At 57.2% G+C, this 15,693-nt stretch carries 22 protein-coding genes; 21 read left to right on the forward strand and 1 reads right to left on the reverse strand.

What is annotated here, in order from left to right; translation table 11 throughout:
• Positions 1 to 125: 125 nt before the first annotated feature.
• From HAHE_RS12210 to HAHE_RS12240, 7 genes are all read left to right on the forward strand, one after another.
• Positions 126 to 737 (forward strand): Ig-like domain-containing protein, encoded by a 612-nt coding sequence (locus HAHE_RS12210; RefSeq protein WP_338684810.1) that lies wholly within the window; start codon positions 126 to 128, stop codon positions 735 to 737.
• Positions 738 to 784: 47 nt separating this feature from the next.
• A complete protein-coding gene (lepB, locus tag HAHE_RS12215) occupies positions 785 to 1,279 on the forward strand; it encodes a signal peptidase I (RefSeq protein WP_338684805.1) in 495 nt (164 codons plus the stop codon).
• Positions 1,280 to 1,438: 159 nt separating this feature from the next.
• The gene (locus HAHE_RS12220; RefSeq protein ID WP_338684831.1) at positions 1,439 to 1,798 is read left to right on the forward strand and encodes a hypothetical protein; all 360 of its coding nucleotides are present in this window, start codon (positions 1,439 to 1,441) and stop codon (positions 1,796 to 1,798) included.
• 134 nt (positions 1,799 to 1,932) lie between these two features.
• Positions 1,933 to 2,274: a hypothetical protein gene (locus HAHE_RS12225; protein WP_338684816.1), complete on the forward strand. Its 342-nt coding sequence runs from the start codon at positions 1,933 to 1,935 to the stop codon at positions 2,272 to 2,274.
• 158 nt (positions 2,275 to 2,432) lie between these two features.
• Positions 2,433 to 3,068: a DMP19 family protein gene (locus HAHE_RS12230; RefSeq protein WP_338684812.1), complete on the forward strand. Its 636-nt coding sequence runs from the start codon at positions 2,433 to 2,435 to the stop codon at positions 3,066 to 3,068.
• A gap of 583 nt (positions 3,069 to 3,651) precedes the next feature.
• Entirely contained in the window at positions 3,652 to 4,176 is a 525-nt protein-coding gene (locus HAHE_RS12235) for an Imm21 family immunity protein (protein ID WP_338684833.1), read from the forward strand.
• Between the two features lie 160 nt (positions 4,177 to 4,336).
• Positions 4,337 to 4,585, forward strand: a complete 249-nt coding sequence (locus HAHE_RS12240) for a hypothetical protein (RefSeq protein WP_338684834.1) — start codon at positions 4,337 to 4,339, stop codon at positions 4,583 to 4,585.
• Between the two features lie 1,015 nt (positions 4,586 to 5,600).
• Here HAHE_RS12240 and HAHE_RS12245 read toward each other — a convergent pair.
• Positions 5,601 to 6,668 carry an IS110 family transposase gene (locus tag HAHE_RS12245; protein WP_338684835.1) on the reverse strand — a complete coding sequence of 356 codons (1,068 nt, stop codon included), beginning with the start codon at positions 6,666 to 6,668 and terminating at the stop codon, positions 5,601 to 5,603.
• Between the two features lie 153 nt (positions 6,669 to 6,821).
• Between HAHE_RS12245 and HAHE_RS12250 the strand changes: the two genes are divergently transcribed.
• The 14 genes from HAHE_RS12250 to HAHE_RS12315 all read left to right on the forward strand — a co-directional run bounded on the left by HAHE_RS12250 (position 6,822) and on the right by HAHE_RS12315 (position 15,684).
• Entirely contained in the window at positions 6,822 to 7,190 is a 369-nt protein-coding gene (locus tag HAHE_RS12250; protein ID WP_338684837.1) for a hypothetical protein, read from the forward strand.
• Positions 7,191 to 7,341: 151 nt separating this feature from the next.
• A complete protein-coding gene (locus HAHE_RS12255; protein WP_338684839.1) occupies positions 7,342 to 7,869 on the forward strand; it encodes a hypothetical protein in 528 nt (175 codons plus the stop codon).
• A 51-nt stretch (positions 7,870 to 7,920) separates the two neighbouring features.
• Positions 7,921 to 9,186 (forward strand): hypothetical protein, encoded by a 1,266-nt coding sequence (locus HAHE_RS12260; RefSeq protein ID WP_338684840.1) that lies wholly within the window; start codon positions 7,921 to 7,923, stop codon positions 9,184 to 9,186.
• A 155-nt stretch (positions 9,187 to 9,341) separates the two neighbouring features.
• A complete protein-coding gene (locus HAHE_RS12265) occupies positions 9,342 to 10,280 on the forward strand; it encodes a hypothetical protein (protein ID WP_338684841.1) in 939 nt (312 codons plus the stop codon).
• Positions 10,280 to 10,810 carry a restriction endonuclease gene (locus tag HAHE_RS12270; protein WP_338684843.1) on the forward strand — a complete coding sequence of 177 codons (531 nt, stop codon included), beginning with the start codon at positions 10,280 to 10,282 and terminating at the stop codon, positions 10,808 to 10,810. Before HAHE_RS12265 ends, HAHE_RS12270 begins: the two co-directional genes overlap by 1 nt.
• A 130-nt stretch (positions 10,811 to 10,940) precedes the next feature.
• Positions 10,941 to 11,420: a hypothetical protein gene (locus tag HAHE_RS12275; RefSeq protein ID WP_338684844.1), complete on the forward strand. Its 480-nt coding sequence runs from the start codon at positions 10,941 to 10,943 to the stop codon at positions 11,418 to 11,420.
• 720 nt (positions 11,421 to 12,140) lie between these two features.
• Positions 12,141 to 12,458, forward strand: a complete 318-nt coding sequence (locus HAHE_RS12280) for a type II toxin-antitoxin system RelE/ParE family toxin (protein WP_338684845.1) — start codon at positions 12,141 to 12,143, stop codon at positions 12,456 to 12,458.
• Positions 12,455 to 12,745 (forward strand): NadS family protein, encoded by a 291-nt coding sequence (gene nadS, locus HAHE_RS12285; RefSeq protein WP_338684846.1) that lies wholly within the window; start codon positions 12,455 to 12,457, stop codon positions 12,743 to 12,745. The genes HAHE_RS12280 and nadS overlap by 4 nt, the downstream gene beginning before the upstream one ends.
• 186 nt (positions 12,746 to 12,931) lie before the next feature.
• Positions 12,932 to 13,189 (forward strand): type II toxin-antitoxin system Phd/YefM family antitoxin, encoded by a 258-nt coding sequence (locus tag HAHE_RS12290; RefSeq protein ID WP_338684847.1) that lies wholly within the window; start codon positions 12,932 to 12,934, stop codon positions 13,187 to 13,189.
• Positions 13,177 to 13,488: a type II toxin-antitoxin system RelE/ParE family toxin gene (locus HAHE_RS12295; RefSeq protein ID WP_338684848.1), complete on the forward strand. Its 312-nt coding sequence runs from the start codon at positions 13,177 to 13,179 to the stop codon at positions 13,486 to 13,488. The genes HAHE_RS12290 and HAHE_RS12295 overlap by 13 nt, the downstream gene beginning before the upstream one ends.
• A gap of 177 nt (positions 13,489 to 13,665) precedes the next feature.
• Positions 13,666 to 13,923, forward strand: a complete 258-nt coding sequence (locus HAHE_RS12300) for a type II toxin-antitoxin system prevent-host-death family antitoxin (RefSeq protein ID WP_338684849.1) — start codon at positions 13,666 to 13,668, stop codon at positions 13,921 to 13,923.
• A complete protein-coding gene (locus HAHE_RS12305; protein WP_338684850.1) occupies positions 13,920 to 14,186 on the forward strand; it encodes a Txe/YoeB family addiction module toxin in 267 nt (88 codons plus the stop codon). Before HAHE_RS12300 ends, HAHE_RS12305 begins: the two co-directional genes overlap by 4 nt.
• A 65-nt stretch (positions 14,187 to 14,251) precedes the next feature.
• Positions 14,252 to 14,830: a hypothetical protein gene (locus HAHE_RS12310; protein ID WP_338684851.1), complete on the forward strand. Its 579-nt coding sequence runs from the start codon at positions 14,252 to 14,254 to the stop codon at positions 14,828 to 14,830.
• A 125-nt stretch (positions 14,831 to 14,955) separates the two neighbouring features.
• A complete protein-coding gene (locus HAHE_RS12315; RefSeq protein WP_338684852.1) occupies positions 14,956 to 15,684 on the forward strand; it encodes a hypothetical protein in 729 nt (242 codons plus the stop codon).
• Positions 15,685 to 15,693: the final 9 nt, after the last annotated feature.

Genomic DNA, 15,693 nt, shown 5'->3' on the forward strand with positions numbered 1-15,693 from the left:
CAAGCCGCCGCACCGAACCGCTGCCCCGCCTCTAGTTCCAGCCGCTATGATCGTTCAACCTTCAACCCACAGTCGAAGCCTCGCTCCCGGGCAGCGGTCCGGTGGGCTTTGACGTTCTGCTGAGAATGAGACAAGCGCTCCTCATCATCGGTTGCTGCTGTAGCGTGTCGCTTGCCCCGTTCGTCGTTGCTGAGCTGGAGGGCGAGTATCCGCCCCAACCACTTTGTGTCTACACGCTGGCCGACGACGACTACATCCGGGCGGGAGCGCCGAGAATTCCAGTTGTCGTCACTGTCCTCAATGCCAACGGCAAGCCAATCGAAGGTGCCGCCGTCGCGCTGATGCGACTTGGCGAGGGCGGATTCACCGAGAGCGATGTTCAGGGACCGGCGAATCCACGAACTGATGGATCCGGAACAGCGGTGCTCCAGTATCCGGCAACCACGACGATGAACTACCTTCTTGATTTGCCTGAGGTCCATCTCGATCTGATTGGCGCCATTACTGCCGTTCATCCGGATCTCGGGACGGCCAGTGTTGAACTCGGCGATCTCTACAAAGAGCCCTTGAAGCTATTTGACACCGCTATGACACCTTGGGTCACGGTCCGCTTCGGCCCAGAGCCCAAAACCAACAATGCAGAACAAGGCGGCGCTGGAGAACCCGCTACCCGCTCCGAGTCGGATTCGGAGGGTGGCCAGAAACCTCAACCAGAAGCGGAGGGGCGCTCCCGGTAGCGGGTCCCAGGCCTTCAACGTTGGCCCAAAAATTAGACTCCCCTGCGATGCGCCTTTGCACCTTGGCCGCGATTCTCTCATCGGGCCTGATCACTTCATGCACCAAGAGCGAGCTGCGATACGAATCGGCGAGCATGGAGCCGTCAATCACGCGAGGCGAACTGATTACGATCGAGCCAGCAGCATACCGTGGCTCGAAGCCTGCACGATGGGACGTTGTGTTGTTCGAGGCACCCACCGGAAGTGGTGGTAGTTGGGCGTCGAGGATTGCCGGCTTGCCGGGAGAGACTGTCAACTTCCGCGACGGATCCCTTTTGATCGACGGAGAGCTTGTGGAGCGTCCAGCCCACGTAGCGATAGCAGGTTACCACGCCCCTGATGGTGACTTGAGTCCTGCAGCACCGGGTCCGGTGTCGTTCCCATTCAAGATCCCTGCCGGGAGCTACTTTGTCCTCGGCGACAACGTTGATAACGCTCTGGACAGTCGCTACTGGGGCGGGCTCGATGAAGCCAAGATCCTGGGCAAGGTTGCGGGCAAGTAGCTAGACCAACCAAGGCCAACAAGTCGGAGCAGGACGACGCCTACCAGCGGCCTTGTTGAAAATCGGTTTTGGTGATTCATTGCCTTCAACAGAGTTCGGGAGCGCCGCTTTAAGGCCCGGCGCCGCCTGTCCTCAAACGTTCTGCAAAGAAAGGAACCCATGACCAGCTACATCGCTAGATCGGGAGGCCAGAAGAAGAAGAACATCCTCCACCAAAGGGAACTGGCTCTCATAGGGGACATCCGTCGCGGCGTTGATGCTGAGAAGTTACAGAAAAGCGCCGAGAAGGTTCGATTAGCCCAGCTTGGCGTGATCAAAGCGCTTCTGCATGAATCCGAGCCTGCGCGAAGAGAAGACGAGGATAGTGTAGCCGGGACTCTACTGAGACTTGGAGAGGCGAGAGACTATTGGACAGACGTCCTCGCCGAAGAAATTATCGAGATGTATTCGACGGAGAGCGACGAGGACATTTTCATTGATCGCAAGAAGTGGTGGGATTCCCGTCCGAGACGAAACTAAGAAGCAGAACAAGGCGGCGCTCCTAACACCAGCCCCGCCGCGAGTTCAATTTCCCATGGCCATTCAAACCTCAACCCGCAGTCGACGCCTCGCCCAAGGGCAGGTGTAGGAGGCCTTCGACGTTCGCTGAAGAGATGTTCTGGAACGGCTTTCGTAACCCTTTGACCGTCGCTTTACTTCTGCAGTTTGCGGTGATCTGCGGAGGGACGCTGATCACCATGGCCATGCTCAAAGTTCATGGCTACCCGGATGCCCCTCATTACATCTGGAATCCGGTTTCAGTGTTCATCAGGAGCTGGGGTTGGTGGGCGATCCTGATTCCGCCCATCTGGCTAGGCGTTCTACTTTGGCGGGGGGCCGATCTAGATGGCCTTCGTGCTGCAATCATCGCCTCGATTGTCGTGGTCGCGTTGATTGCATTCTATTGGTGGACGGCAGCAACCGCTGGGGCGTTCTATTGGACGGCGGGCCGTTGAGGTGTCGGACAATAGACGAAGCGAACAAGCTACTGGAGGGCGACCCCTATCAGCGGCCGTGTTGCGCGCTTGCCGCCACCTTTGGGTGCTGATTGATTGCTCGCAGCGCTCCCGGTGCGGTTACCGGGGTCGCCTCAGTTTTGACGTTCGCTAAAAAAATGAGCACCAAAGTCCCGTGCACGAAATGTGGAGCGCTCATCCTGCCGACGACAGCGCAGGCTACTGGAGGTGTCTGCATGCCCTGCAAGCAGGGGAATCGCGAGAACTTGGAAAGAGCCAAAGAATATTATAAGAAGCAGAAAGAGTATAACCCGGTCAGGGAGCTCTGGAAGTCACTCGTTCTTCGAGTCCACAAAACCGAAGAGGGCTATAAGGGGCTAAATCCTGCGGAGCGCACCTATTGGTGCATCGGAATCCTTGAAGGAGAAGTTTACAACGGCGGGTTTCATCAGTTCTTCACCAATAGCTCGGGCGAGCATTACAGTGATGTCATTGATGCACTGCTTGAGGTGAACGCATTTGAGAGCTTGAGACTACTTCGCGAGGCTGCCGAACTCTTATTCGAAGATGGTCAGGTGCCAACGGACAGAGCTCTTCGGAATTCTCTGATTAAGGACTACCCAAAAGAGGGATACAAAGAGGCTGCGTGGTGCATTCGGCTTGACGAGCTTGACAAGGCCTACTGGTCGAATCCCGACGCGCTGGCAGAAAAGCTTGAGAGGTATGCGGAAGAACATGACCTCGTAACACCATTCAAACAGGAAGCGAACAAGTCGGTGGACTCAACGCGCTAACGCGCGCGAGTCACCTTTGACGTTCGCTAAAGAAATGTTACCAGGTGTTCCAACGGGCATATTTGCGAGCATCGCCCGATCATCGAAACTTGGTGATCTGCCCGCTATCGTTGCGAGCATCCTCCTTCCGTCCCTCGCGGTCTCCATCTGGATCTCATGGCGAGGAGGGTTGGCGGGCCGAGGTCTCGGGAGGACTTGCACGGAAGCATGGGGTGCATCGCTGCTTTGTGGCTGGGTTTGTGTCTATTTGGTATTGGCCGACTTCCGGAGGACTTCGGACATCATCCTGTCTATCCCGATTGCGGGACTGGTCGCAGGCCTCGGGAGCCTGATTCCTGCTTTCGGCTTTGCACTGATCGGGTATGCTTTCGGCGCCCGGAGGCGGACGTCGATCCACGTCTCGAGGACAGATCCCTCTGAGCACTCTCCCTAGGGCAAACGACAAAGCGAACAAGGCGCTGGTGGACGACCCCTATCAGCGGTTTTGTTGCGTTCTTGCCGCCAGCATCGGAACCTGATTGATTGTCCGTGGCTGCACTGGCGAGGTTACCGGGTCGCCACAGCTTTTACGTTCGCTTCAGAAATGGAAACTGCTACCAGCTTTGGAGGTCCGTTCATTCTGCTACCAAAGAAGCTCGCCGACGAGTGGTCCAAGGCTATTGGCGACGACCCCAGGCCCGATAGTGGCCTATACGGTGAGGTCTGTCAGTTCGGGAGCTTCATGCATCCAATTTCGTTCGGCGGTGTCACCGTGGTTAGAATCGGAGACGAGCCTAGCGACTTGTTTTGGGTCCCCAGTAATGACGGTGGACTGATCCTCCAGTGGGTTGGCGCTGATTCACTCGACGATCTCGTCTCGTTTGGCCAGAGGGTTGCAGACGGGGATGACTGGCAAGAGACGCTCGAGCTGACGTTGTCCGAGGGCGAGATCAGGATTATGGATTCGTGCGGATTCGAGGGGGACAATCAGCCGAAGATCGACGCGTCCCTTTCTCCAGGCAAGTATCGGATCGACGCTGCCTACGCGGAAGACGAGAACACCATGGCGACCGTCTTCCGGCTAACTAAAAACGAACAAGCGAACAAGCCATGGAAGATCGACGCTTAACCGCCGTCTTGTTGAAAGCCCCACTGGGGACTCGCACCGTTTCCATTTCCTCAGCGCGCGGCCTTGCGCTCGCGCGTCTTCACTAAGACGTTCGGCAAGAATCTGGAGCCGTCAGAGAAAAACCGCCCAGAGGAGATGCCCTGATGAGGCCAGTAAACGCATGACGTCACCCAATCCGCATAGAGGAGGTGTTATTGCGTTCGCGTTGGCAGGTGTTGCGTTCCTAGCGGTCGGGACCTTGGTGATCGTTAAGCCGATTTCTTTCGCAACCTCCGGTGGGGTTGGCGCGCATGGCAGTAATGCGGTATTCAACATCTATGGGGAGAGCCAGTCGGTGGCCTTCGGTGTGGTGTTCGTCCTGATCTCGGTGTTTCTCTTTGCTGTGGCCCGCCGTCTGTCAAAAGACTAGCAAGTGCCGAACAAGGCGAAGCAGGGGCGACCCCTTACAGCGGTCTTGTCGGAGTTCCGCTCAGGTGATTCCATCCAGCAACGAGAATCGAACCGCCGCCACGGAGGTCGGGGTCGCCTGTTCTCGAACGTTCTGCAGAAAAATGAGAGCCGCTTACATGTTACTCACATCACTGCTGTTGGCTCTTCCATTGAGTGCGGTGACGCCTGCACCTCAGGACGAGCCGAAAACCAAATTGGTCGAGGCGATTGAACTAGCGAAGGCCTTCACCCAAAAGCACCAGATCGATCTCTCCAGACACTACATGGATAGCGTTTGGATCAGACCGGCAGAGGGAGATTCGGAGCGCTGTTGGATCGTCTCTTGGTCCCCAAAGCCCGAAGATGCTGACAAGACCGAGGGTAGGATCGCAATCACGGTTGCATTCGATGGCACTGCGGCAAAGCTCGACCACGGCGCCAAGACTAAGAGCATCAGGCAGCGAGTGATTGTGCCACCCCAGCGGGCGGACTAGCGAACAAGCAGAACAAGTCGGAGATCGCGACGCTCCACCGCGGTCTTCCATGAGAAGGCAGTCAACTGGGAATTGAGGTTTGCCTCAACATTCGTTCTGGAGTGTTAGGATTGGAAGATGTCCCCCCGCTCCCCGGGGGGACGGGAGGGGCGAAGCCCCCGGATGGGGGTTTGGGGGGGAACCGAGTGTGGTCGAGCTGACCCCAGCTCGGCGGGGTGCGGGGCGGCAGCCCCGTGTCGTTACCGAGCGAGTGCTGCTGCGGCGGTCACGGAATGAAACAAGGCTCCGGGCTTCCATTCGCATTTGTCCGGCCCGCTTCCGTTTGGGGCCGGGTGCATGATTCGATCCTTGCTTCGTTGTTCTCATGGAGAGGGGTGGGACGCTGCCATCTTGTTAGCGCACTCGGGGCCTCTCGGCCTGGTGCTGCCGCGGTGCCGCAGTCGTCCCGAATCTGTTGGGAAGTCGTTTCATCGTGGGAAAAGGGTCGCCGTGCGCGGCGGGTCAGGCCGCTTCGGCGGGTTGTCCGGAATGGTGGAAGGGATCGTAGTCGAGTTCTCCGCGCCAGAGGGTGAGCATCAGGACCGCCAGCTTGCGGGCGACAGCGACGACGGCTTTCTTCTTCGCCCTGGGGCCACCCATGGCGGCAAGTTTCTCCCCGTGGCGTCTGAGCTCGCAGTCGATGCCGAAGTGACCGAGCAAGTATTGTGCGCAACCGATGAGCAGGCGTCTGAGGTAGGCGTTGCCGGCTTTGGAGATGCGCAGTTGCTTGTCGATGTCTCCGGACTGCTCGCGCCGCGGCACAAGTCCGAGGTAGGCGGCGACGTTGCGGTTGGAGGTGAAGCGTTCCGGATCACCGACGACGAGGACGAAGGTCAGGGCGGTGATGGGGCCGACTCCACGAATCTTCATGAGCCGGGCCGTGGCGGGATAGCGTGCGCAGGTCTCCTCGATGGACTTGTCGAGGCGATTGATGCCGGCGTTTAGCGAATCAAGGACCTCCAGTGAGGGTTCGATCATGGCGAGGATCTCCGCGTGTTCTCCGGCCAGGAACTCGCGGCAGCGTCTCGCCACGGCGGGTGTGCTGGATTTCGGAACGCGGATGCCGAGACTCTTGAGGGTCATGCGCACCGAGTTGAGGATGTCGACTCGGCGGGCAACGAGATTGTCACGCAACTTGACCTGAAGGAGGTCGCGCTGCGCCTGCTCGCTACCATGCTCGATGGGGTGGAGCAGCTCGCGGTCGGCGCGTGCGAGGCGGGCGAGCATGCGGGCGTCGTGGCGGTCGGACTTGCGGGTGTTGGCGTAGATGGCGCGAAGCTTGCGCGGGTTGGCGACGATGACCTCGTGACCACGCGAGGCGAGGAAGCGGCTCGTCCACGGACTGTGGGTTCCGACCTCCATGGCGATGGTGGCACCGGGGTGTTTTTCGGAGAGCCTGCGCAGTGACTCGCGATGGTTGGTGATCGTGCGCTCGTCGAGGATCGTGGCTGAGGCGTCGAGCGCGCAGATCGAGTGCTTCCGGTCTCCGAGGTCGATTCCGATGATGGTGGTCGATGATGTGGTATTCATGGCAGCAAGAGCTTACCCTTCTGGCGCTTCCGCGCCCTGCTGCCTTCTCATCTAATCTTGTTGAAGATCCGCCGGGGTGCTAGGAATCTGCATGAGCAATCGGACCCGCCGTCACACGGACCCGGGTCGCCACAGCTCAGACGTTCGGCAGAAATGAGCGCCTCCAGGTCCGTACTGCTGCTTACTCTTTTGGTTGCTGTCTCGTGCAGGAACTCAGAGGACGAGAGCGCGAGGGCCCAAGTTGTAACGCCCGAGGAAACACCACGGCCAGTCATAACAATTCTGAATCCTGACTTTACTCCAATTCCGGATGCCAAGGTCACACTTGCCTTCGCCGATCAACCGTTTCCGCCGGAGTTCATTACCGATGAAGAAGGCATCGCGGTGTTACCAACCGAGATGGCGGAGAAGGGCGGTTGGGAGTCGATTGACATTCGATTCTTCGACGACGAGGGAGTCGAGCACCAGATGTCGCACTTCGATAGCCATCCGACTTTTCCCCTGGAACTGACCGTCCCTTGAACGTCAAAGAAGAAGCCGAACAAGCCGTGGGAGATCGACGCTTACCCGCCGCCTTGTTGCATGCAGTCGCCAAGATTCGTTTCCACTCGGTTTCCCGACCCGCGGCCTTGTGTTCGAGCGTCTCCACTCTATCGTTCTGCTAAGAGATCCGATGCCCTGGTTTTCGATGACAGCGGTCTACCACTGGGAGCAGATGGGCAGCACCCTTCCCAAGTTTGAGCGCCGGACGACGGTCTGTTCGGCGCCGAATGAAGCCCAAGCGACCGAGCGCCTGCTGGCTGAGGCGAAGGAGTATCCTGCGACCGAGCAAATCAAGTTCTTGGGAGACTACCTTGTTCAAGAACTCGATGATTCTCCGGGTGACCTCCCGGTCGAAGTTGCTCATGAGATGACCATAGGAGTTCACCCCGAGTCGGGAGCCATCATCGACCCGAAGGCGTTCGTCGACCAACATTGGGGAAGGTCGAAGATTGCCTCATGCGACGCGCTTGGATTCGAGCACGTTTGGTACAATCTCGATGGCATGAGCAGCGGGTGCTACAACTGCGAAGCGGTGCGGGAGGGTCGTTTGTGGGAGCGCGCTGCCGAAACGAAACGGGCAGAACAAGGCGGTGGAGGATCGACGCCGATCAGCGGCCGTGTTGGATCGGACTCGTCAGACGCGGCCGACCCTGATTGAGTGATCGGGAGCGCGGTTTGCGCGTCTCACCTTCAACGTTAGGTCAAGAATATGGAAGACGAACTCAAAGAACTCACCACCGCATACGACCATCTCAAGTTCGAGAAGGTGGAGAGGAATTTCGTCACGTCGGAAGGCGAGGAAACTTACGTTTACTATTATATCAAAGGCCTCCGAGGAATTCCCGACCTCCAGGTGCAGGTTTTCCGAGAAGAGGACGTCAGTCGACTGAGGCGCGTTGCCGAAGCGGGATGCCAACTACTCAGTGACCTCCTTGGCTATCGTGACGACGATGGTGTGCAGATTCTTGCGCGTGCGGAGATTCCGTATTCCATGAGGTGGGAGCGGGAGCGAGTCGAGCCCTTGGAGGTCCAATTATCCTACGGCAGCAAGGCGATCAGCGTGTCGATCGAGCTTACGGATCTCTCGGAGGAAGAATCGTTGATTGGTGACGTCGCGAATTTGGTCTCCCGTCGGCGCGGGCCTTACCTCAGACGTGCATTCAAGATTACGGTCCGCGGCCTTGGCGCAAGGCGCTACCTTCAAGACACACTTGAACAGGATATCGAAGCCATTCTCGATTCGGTCCTCTATGATCTTGACCTCACCTACGGATTTGGGCTGCTACCCATGCGTGTTGAGGCGATGAGGCGAATCGTGCGGAGAAGGGGGCGCCCCCGACTTCCGCTTCCGACCGAACCACTGTCGCTAATCTTCAAAGAGTATTCACCCGAGTTGCTGCAGTATTACCGCCTAGCGAAGCGCACCGACTACCTTCCCTTTCAGTTTCTGTGCTACTTCCACATTCTTGAGTTCTTCGCGGATCGCTCGGCATTCCGAGCGGTTACGGAAGCAGTGAGACGAATGCTGGCGAAGCACGACTTCCACGCCAAATCTGAGAAATACGTTCGAGAATGTGTCCAGATTCTACGGAAGGAGTCGGACAAGCACGCATCAGACAAAATCAAGATTCAACGTGTTCTCTCGCAGTTCGTGTCCCTTGAGGAAGTTAAGGGGGCACTTGATGAGTTGGATGTGCTTGACCACTTTGAGCAGGACTGTGTTCTCGATTGCGCGAAGCCTCTAAAGCTAGCTGCGGTTTCGTTTGAGTCTGATTCCCAGTTTCTACAGACACTGACCACCCGCATCTACGCACTGCGCTGTTCCATCGTTCATTCGAATCCCGACTTCGATGAGTCCAAGGCGATTCCCTTTGTGGCTTCACCAGAGAATCTCGAGATGCTTCGCACTGAGATCCTAATCGCGAGTGAGGTTGCGAGACAGATCATCGCGGGCGCAGCGGCAATAAAGACCTAACAAGGCGTCGCTCTAAACACCTGCCCCGCCGCGAGTTCATTCCGTCATGACCATTCCACCTTCAACTCACAGTCGAAGCCTCGCCCTCGGGCAGGTGTGAGAGGACTTCGACGTTATGCAAAAATGAACCGCACTGAATATTCTGTAAGCGCAACATGAATACCGTCGGACTACTGACAGGCTACCAACGCGAAAGCCAGGTAGAGTCTGTTCTGCAGCAGCTTTGTGGAGCTCTAGATTTCAAGCTGGAGACGCTCTCGAATTTCCAACAATTGGACTCCTTCGCACATGCTGTGTGGGGATTGATCAATATTTCGGACGTCCTGATCGCAGACCTGACCAATCTGACTAACAACCTCTGCTATGAGATTGGTTTGGCCCACGGGGCAGGGAAGCCAGTAGTTCTCGTCGCCGACAATTATTCGGATGTCCCCGCTGATCTCGCAGGTCAGCACATAATTGCTCTTCATTCGAACAAATACCCTGACGATAACACCCTGTTCCGATTGGAGACCGCGCTTAGGCGAGCGCTGGCTGGAAGAGATTCAGCCGGATTTAGCGGCCCTCGCGATCGCCCTGAGGGGGTCTATCGACCGCCGGCTAATGATTCACTTAGCCACGACTTTCGAAGCCTCTTTGCTTACGAGGGTTTCGCCCGAAGCAGAAGATTCGAAGAGTGGATTCATGAGGCCTTTTCAGGCATTCCTGGCTGGGAGGTGATTGATTCGGCGAAGGGAATGCATGGCGATCGGCAGTTCGACTTTATGTTGTGGAATTCCCTCGATGATCCGGAGTTGGTTGCTCTAGGCAACCCCATTGGTGTCGAAGTGAAGTCCATTCGCGCGTTCAATCGCTCAAGGTTGTCGTGGCTGCTTCATAGCGCACGGCAGAGCGGCTTGAAGTCAGTCATTCTGATGACGACGGGAAGCAACCCTCCGAGCGCAAAAAGGCGCCTTGCCCAATTGCGGCATGAAGAAGGGATTAACGCGATCGCTTTGGATCGGGATGATCTTCTTGAGGTTCACAGCTCGACTGACTTGCTTCGCGCTCTGAAGAGTCGAGTTCGGCAAGCACTTTACCACGACGAATTCTGATGTTCGACGCAACCCAGCTTGCGGCGCGCATTGCGAGTGTCGATGCCGCCACCACCAACCATCAAAAGGGTCAGAGCTTCGAGCAGTTAGCTATGTATCTCTTTGAGCATCTGGATGGAGTGGAGATTTCAGAGCACAACGCCATGATGGACTCCGAAGAGATTGATATCGTCCTTTGGAATGCACAGACCGAGGCCATTCTCAGGCCGTGGGAAGCGGTAATCTTAGTGGAATGCAAGAATTGGAACTCGCGGGTGGGCGCTCAAGCTCTAGACGCATTTATTTCGAAGCTTCGACGGAGGTTCCTCCGAACCGGTATTTTTATTGCGGCAGAGGGAGTCACAGGCGATTTCGTTGACGGGACTGGAACGGAGGTCGGCGCAGCCGGAATCATCAGAAGCGCCCTCCAAGAGGGGATCCGAGTGGTAGTTATCACCATGGACGACATTCGTGGATTCGGGTCGTTGGATGACATTCGGAATTTGATCAAGCAGCGATACTGCAAGCTCTACGTCCACAAGATATTCTAAGCATAACAAGGCGTCGCTCTCAGCACCTGCCCCGCTCCGAGTTCAATCCGCCATGACAATTCAACCTTCAAACCACAGTCGAAGCCGCGCCCTCGGGCAGGTGTGAGAGGACTTCGACGTTCGGCAAAGAATGAAACCTCTCACTGCAAAGCAAGCCGCCGAGTGGTGTCGCAATCTAGGGGTTCCTGCTGAACCAAGCTCTGGCCCATCGAGGGAGATTCTGGCGGACCACTTTGGACTCCCCGAAGATTCCACAGGCCGGGTAGCCGTTGCAGCAGAGCGACTTGCCCAGTTCGACGGTGCTTCTCGGATACTGATTTGGATTACCGGTTGGGGTGTCTGGCCGTCGGTGGACAGGTCAGATGACTTTCGAGAGATTCGTGCAGAGCTCGGTGAACCTCGCTGGCTTGACGAGATTCCCGCTCACCTTGCTTCGAAGGCTGATTTTGACTATCTCTGCCGTATGGTGAAGTGCGCGGTATCCTCACTTTGGGATCTTTATCTGGTCGGTCCCAAGGGGCGCAAGATTCTCCATTTCTCCCACGACGAGTGGGGTGGCTCGCGTGGGATTCCAACAATGCCGAACAAGGCGCAGCACCCAACCGCCTGAGCCGCTCCGAGCCGATTTTTCATCGTGATTACAACCCTCAACCCACAGTCAACGCGCGGCTTCCGTCAGGCGGTTGGTGTGCTATGACGTTCGCTAAAAAAATGTTACCAGGTGTTCCAACGGGCATATTTGCGAGCATCGCCCGATCATCGAAACTTGGTGATCTGCCCGCTATCGTTGCGAGCATCCTCCTTCCGTCCCTCGCGGCCTCCATCTGGATCTCATGGCGAGGAGGGTTGGCGGGCCGAGGTCTCGGGAGGACTTGCACGGAAGCATGGGGTGCATCGCTGCTTTGTGGCTGGGTTTGCGTCTATTTGGTATTGGCCGACTTCCGGAGGACTTCGGACATCATCCTGTCTATCCCGATTGCGGGACTGGTCGCAGGCCTCGGGAGCCTGATTCCTGCTTTCGGCTTTGCATTGATCGGGTATGCTTTCGGTGCCCGGAGGCGGACGTCGATCCACGTCTCGAGGACAGATCCCTCTGAGCGCTCTCCCTAGGGCAAACGACAAAGCGAACAAGGCGCTGGTGGACGACCCCTATCAGCGGCTTTGTTGCGTCCTTGCCGCCAGCTTCGGAAGGTGATTGATTGTCCGTGGCCGCTCCGGTGAGTTACCGGGGTCGCCACAGCTTTTACGTTGGCCAGAAAATAGCGGTTCGGAGTGTATCCTGAGATTGGGGTTGCGGGCGTGCGCCAATGGCGTATGGTGGTGCCTGGGGATGATCTTCTATGAGACCGACGTTTTCACAGCGCGCATCGTCGAACTCATCGATGACGAATCATACTCTGCACTGCAGGCCGTGCTGGTCGCAGATCCCGAGGCGGGGGACATCATTCCCCGGTCGAAGGGATTGCGGAAGATTCGTTGGATGGGCAGCGGACGAGGCAAGCGGGGTGGATTACGAGTGATCTATTACTTGGTCCACCACGAGGCGATCTTCATGCTTTACGCCTACCCGAAGAACCGAGAATCCGACCTGACACAACGCCATCTCCAGATCCTCAGAGAGCTGGTTGAACAACACCTGAACCAATGAACGACGAAGATTTCGAACTGCTTTGCGAGAGCATCCGCCAAGCCGGTGAGATCCGGCAGGGGAAGCGGAAGCCATCTAGAACCTTCAAGGTGGGGGATCCCGACGCGAAGGCGATCCGGGAGCGCCTGGGTCTTTCCCAGTCCCGATTCGCCGCGATCATTGGAGTCAGCGTTCGCACGCTGCAGAATTGGGAGCAGGGTCGGCGCGAGCCCGAAGGTCCCGCGAAGGCGTTGCTCCGCGTCGTCGACCGAGAGCCGCAAGCTGTGCTCCAAGCACTCCACGCCTGATCGGAACAAGACAAGGCCAACAAGCCGTGGAAGATCGACGCCTAACCGCCGCATTGTTGGACGCCGTGCTGGCGGTTCGCCCCGTGATCATTTCGCCGCCGTGCGGCTTTTTGTTCGCGCGTGTTCACTGAGACGTTCGGCTAAAATCAGGTTGCCGAGCCCCGAGTGATACTTTAGTGTCACTCCATGCGAACCGAACTGGTCACGACCCTAAAGCGGAAGGCGACGGATCTCATTAGCGAGATTGCGACCGACCACGAACCTGTGTTGATCACCCAGCACGGACTCCCGGCAGCCTACCTCGTGGACGTGGAGAGCTACGAAGCAATGAGGGCGAGGATCGGGCTTCTTGAGGGAATCGCAAAGGGTGAGAAGGCGATCGAGGAGGGACGAGTGCTCACCCACGCCGAAGCGAAGAAGCGGATGTCCCGATGGCTCGATTGATTTGGACCGAGCCGGCGCTTCAAGATCTCGAGCAGATCGCCGACTACATCGCACTCGATGATCACCATGCGGCCTGCCGCCTGATTAGAACCGTCTTTGAGAAGGCCGAGCTGCTGGAGACATTCCCCGAGATGTGTCCAGTCCCCCACGATCTTCCTGATTCGCGATACCGTCATCTCATTGTCGGTCCGTTGCGGATCTTCCATCGGGTCGAGGGAGAGAAGGTATTCATCGTGTACGTCATGAGATCCGAACGTCGCCTTGATCTGTCGGACCTCGAAGGGCGAGACAAAGAATAATGCAGAACAAGTCGGTGGTTCCGACGCCTGACAGCGGCCTTGTTGCAGGCTTGCCGCCAGCTTCGGGTGCTGCTTGCTTGTGGAAGCCGGGTCGCCGAGTAGCCGGCGCCTGCACACCTGTTACGTTCGTCAGAAAAATCTGCTTGCGGCGCAGTTTCTGTACGCGATCCTGTCCACATGAAGGCAATTTCGTACACAGCCGCCCGAGAGACCTTGGCGGCAACCATGCAGTCAGTGTGTGATGACAGGGAGCCGGTAATTATCACGCGGAAGCGGGATCAGGCAGTTGTGATGATGTCGCTCGACGACTTCGAGTCGATGCAGGAGACGGCTTATTTGAGGCGCTCTCCGGCGAATGCGGAGAGATTGGATTCTGCAGTAGCCCAGCTTGAGTCCGGGCGCGGGCAAGAGAGGAATCTCCCGCCTGCAGAATGAAGCTCAGGCTGATTTTCGCAGACCAGGCTTGGGAGGATGTCTGCCACTGGGTATCGACCGACAAGAAGGTGCTGAAGCGTTTGATCCGATTGATTGACGAGTGTCGGTCGACTCCATTTGAAGGGATCGGCAAGCCTGAACCTTTGCGCGAGAACCTGTCCGGCTACTGGTCACGACGGATTACTGACGAGCACCGTTTGGTCTACAAGGTGTCGGGCGACGAACTCTGGATTGCCCAAGCCCGCTACCACTACACCAAATAGCGAGGAATAAGTGGGAGATGCCGCCGTGTGGCCCGGTGCCCCATTCCTCTAACGTTAGCCTCAGAATGAGAATACTCCTCGTCGCTCCGATGCTGTTCGTATTTGCCTCTTGTGCGAGCACTCCGAAAATCGAGTCGCCCGTTTCCCTTTCGGATGCGATAACGACACTTCCGTCCAAGGCTGTTGCAGGGATGAGTCCGAAGGGACGTCAGCAGTATCTTGAGGTGAAGCCAGGTGATTACGACGAACTGAATCGGAGGATACACTTGTTTGGGGATTCCTCCGAAGGCGGAGACGCTGAATCCATGTTGTTTCTGAGGCTTTTCGAGGACTCCGATGGCAAGACGATTGCGGCTTCCCACTCAGCACGACCATTCGCGGACGGAGGCGCCCCGAGCAAGGTGGATACCTATGTCTATCGTCTCGAGTCTGGCAGATGGCTGGATGTCACGGATGCCGTATTGCCCCCAGAAGTCCCGAGGAGTTCATGGTTCCGCTTCAATTCGCCCGGAGACTCTATTCCCTGCGGGACCTACAAGAGCTGTCCGGGGCGCGATGGTCGAGGAGAGGCTTACGAGTTCGGGGAGGCTTCCGGCGTGATTTTCTGGCGAGACGGTCGCTTCCACTATAAACCAAAAGGCTAGCAAGGCGTCGCTCCAAGGAGATGCCCCGCCGTGAGTTCAACTCCGCCGTGACCATTCAACCCTCAATCCACAGTCGAAGTCTCGCCCATGGGCAGGTGTGAGGGGCCTTCGGCGTTCGACTAGAAATGAAAACCGCCACCAGTATTATTTTCGCCTTCGTGCTGGCGAGTCCGCTCAGTGCGGACGAAATGTGCACAAGGGTGCATCAGGATCTGGAACAAGCGGACGGGAGCTACAGCGACTTGTGGCGGCTCACGGTGGAACCTCAAGATGGGCAACTGGTGTTGGCAACGTTTTCGATCGATGTCGATGAAGAGCCAGACACCGCAGGCATCCCCCCTGGCCGAAGAGTTGAAACCATCCACTACGCTCCTTCCGGACGGCACACCGAGAAGGTTGGATACGTTAAGTTCCCCAACGACGAGGATCGCAAGGGAGTGGATGGGTTCTACTACAAGAAGTGGATTGTTTCTGGATTCGGGCAGGAAATCAAATTTGGTCCCATGTTCAGGCTAGGTGGCGGAGGTGGTTCGGCCAGGGTTGAAGGCGAAGTCCCTTTCCGTCACCAATCGGTGAGGCGGCGCTTCCGATTTGGAGATCGAGAAGAGAATCCGACCAAGGAATTCCGATTTGTATTGTCGCTTGAGACGATTGAATTTCACGAAGCTGCAGCCAAAGCAGCTACAGCCAAGGTCGAACTTCCCGAGAGGAAGGATAGATCTTGGTCGATAGAGTTGCCCGCTAGGAAGCAATCGGCCGAACCAGACGGTGCTGACCAACCCGCGATCCGTTCGAAGCCGGATTCCGAGGGTGGCGACAGGCCTCAATCAAAGTCGGAGGAGGGCTCCCGCTAGCGGGTCGCC

The sequence above is a fragment of the Haloferula helveola genome, from assembly GCF_037076345.1.
Taxonomy (GTDB): domain Bacteria; phylum Verrucomicrobiota; class Verrucomicrobiia; order Verrucomicrobiales; family Akkermansiaceae; genus Haloferula; species Haloferula helveola.

What these genes read in the sequence shown, in the direction of transcription:
- HAHE_RS12245 (WP_338684835.1), bottom strand. Translation starts at nt 6,668, where the DNA reads ATGAATACCACATCATCGACCACCATCATCGGAATCGACCTCGGAGAC.
- HAHE_RS12255 (WP_338684839.1), top strand. Translation starts at nt 7,342, where the DNA reads ATGCCCTGGTTTTCGATGACAGCGGTCTACCACTGGGAGCAGATGGGC.
- HAHE_RS12265 (WP_338684841.1), top strand. Translation starts at nt 9,342, where the DNA reads ATGAATACCGTCGGACTACTGACAGGCTACCAACGCGAAAGCCAGGTA.
- HAHE_RS12230 (WP_338684812.1), top strand. Translation starts at nt 2,433, where the DNA reads ATGAGCACCAAAGTCCCGTGCACGAAATGTGGAGCGCTCATCCTGCCG.
- HAHE_RS12295 (WP_338684848.1), top strand. Translation starts at nt 13,177, where the DNA reads ATGGCTCGATTGATTTGGACCGAGCCGGCGCTTCAAGATCTCGAGCAG.
- HAHE_RS12250 (WP_338684837.1), top strand. Translation starts at nt 6,822, where the DNA reads ATGAGCGCCTCCAGGTCCGTACTGCTGCTTACTCTTTTGGTTGCTGTC.
- HAHE_RS12220 (WP_338684831.1), top strand. Translation starts at nt 1,439, where the DNA reads ATGACCAGCTACATCGCTAGATCGGGAGGCCAGAAGAAGAAGAACATC.
- HAHE_RS12225 (WP_338684816.1), top strand. Translation starts at nt 1,933, where the DNA reads ATGTTCTGGAACGGCTTTCGTAACCCTTTGACCGTCGCTTTACTTCTG.
- nadS (WP_338684846.1), top strand. Translation starts at nt 12,455, where the DNA reads ATGAACGACGAAGATTTCGAACTGCTTTGCGAGAGCATCCGCCAAGCC.
- HAHE_RS12310 (WP_338684851.1), top strand. Translation starts at nt 14,252, where the DNA reads ATGAGAATACTCCTCGTCGCTCCGATGCTGTTCGTATTTGCCTCTTGT.
- lepB (WP_338684805.1), top strand. Translation starts at nt 785, where the DNA reads ATGCGCCTTTGCACCTTGGCCGCGATTCTCTCATCGGGCCTGATCACT.
- HAHE_RS12235 (WP_338684833.1), top strand. Translation starts at nt 3,652, where the DNA reads ATGGAAACTGCTACCAGCTTTGGAGGTCCGTTCATTCTGCTACCAAAG.
- HAHE_RS12275 (WP_338684844.1), top strand. Translation starts at nt 10,941, where the DNA reads ATGAAACCTCTCACTGCAAAGCAAGCCGCCGAGTGGTGTCGCAATCTA.
- HAHE_RS12290 (WP_338684847.1), top strand. Translation starts at nt 12,932, where the DNA reads ATGCGAACCGAACTGGTCACGACCCTAAAGCGGAAGGCGACGGATCTC.
- HAHE_RS12270 (WP_338684843.1), top strand. Translation starts at nt 10,280, where the DNA reads ATGTTCGACGCAACCCAGCTTGCGGCGCGCATTGCGAGTGTCGATGCC.
- HAHE_RS12260 (WP_338684840.1), top strand. Translation starts at nt 7,921, where the DNA reads ATGGAAGACGAACTCAAAGAACTCACCACCGCATACGACCATCTCAAG.
- HAHE_RS12240 (WP_338684834.1), top strand. Translation starts at nt 4,337, where the DNA reads ATGACGTCACCCAATCCGCATAGAGGAGGTGTTATTGCGTTCGCGTTG.
- HAHE_RS12300 (WP_338684849.1), top strand. Translation starts at nt 13,666, where the DNA reads ATGAAGGCAATTTCGTACACAGCCGCCCGAGAGACCTTGGCGGCAACC.
- HAHE_RS12305 (WP_338684850.1), top strand. Translation starts at nt 13,920, where the DNA reads ATGAAGCTCAGGCTGATTTTCGCAGACCAGGCTTGGGAGGATGTCTGC.
- HAHE_RS12315 (WP_338684852.1), top strand. Translation starts at nt 14,956, where the DNA reads ATGAAAACCGCCACCAGTATTATTTTCGCCTTCGTGCTGGCGAGTCCG.
- HAHE_RS12280 (WP_338684845.1), top strand. Translation starts at nt 12,141, where the DNA reads ATGATCTTCTATGAGACCGACGTTTTCACAGCGCGCATCGTCGAACTC.
- HAHE_RS12210 (WP_338684810.1), top strand. Translation starts at nt 126, where the DNA reads ATGAGACAAGCGCTCCTCATCATCGGTTGCTGCTGTAGCGTGTCGCTT.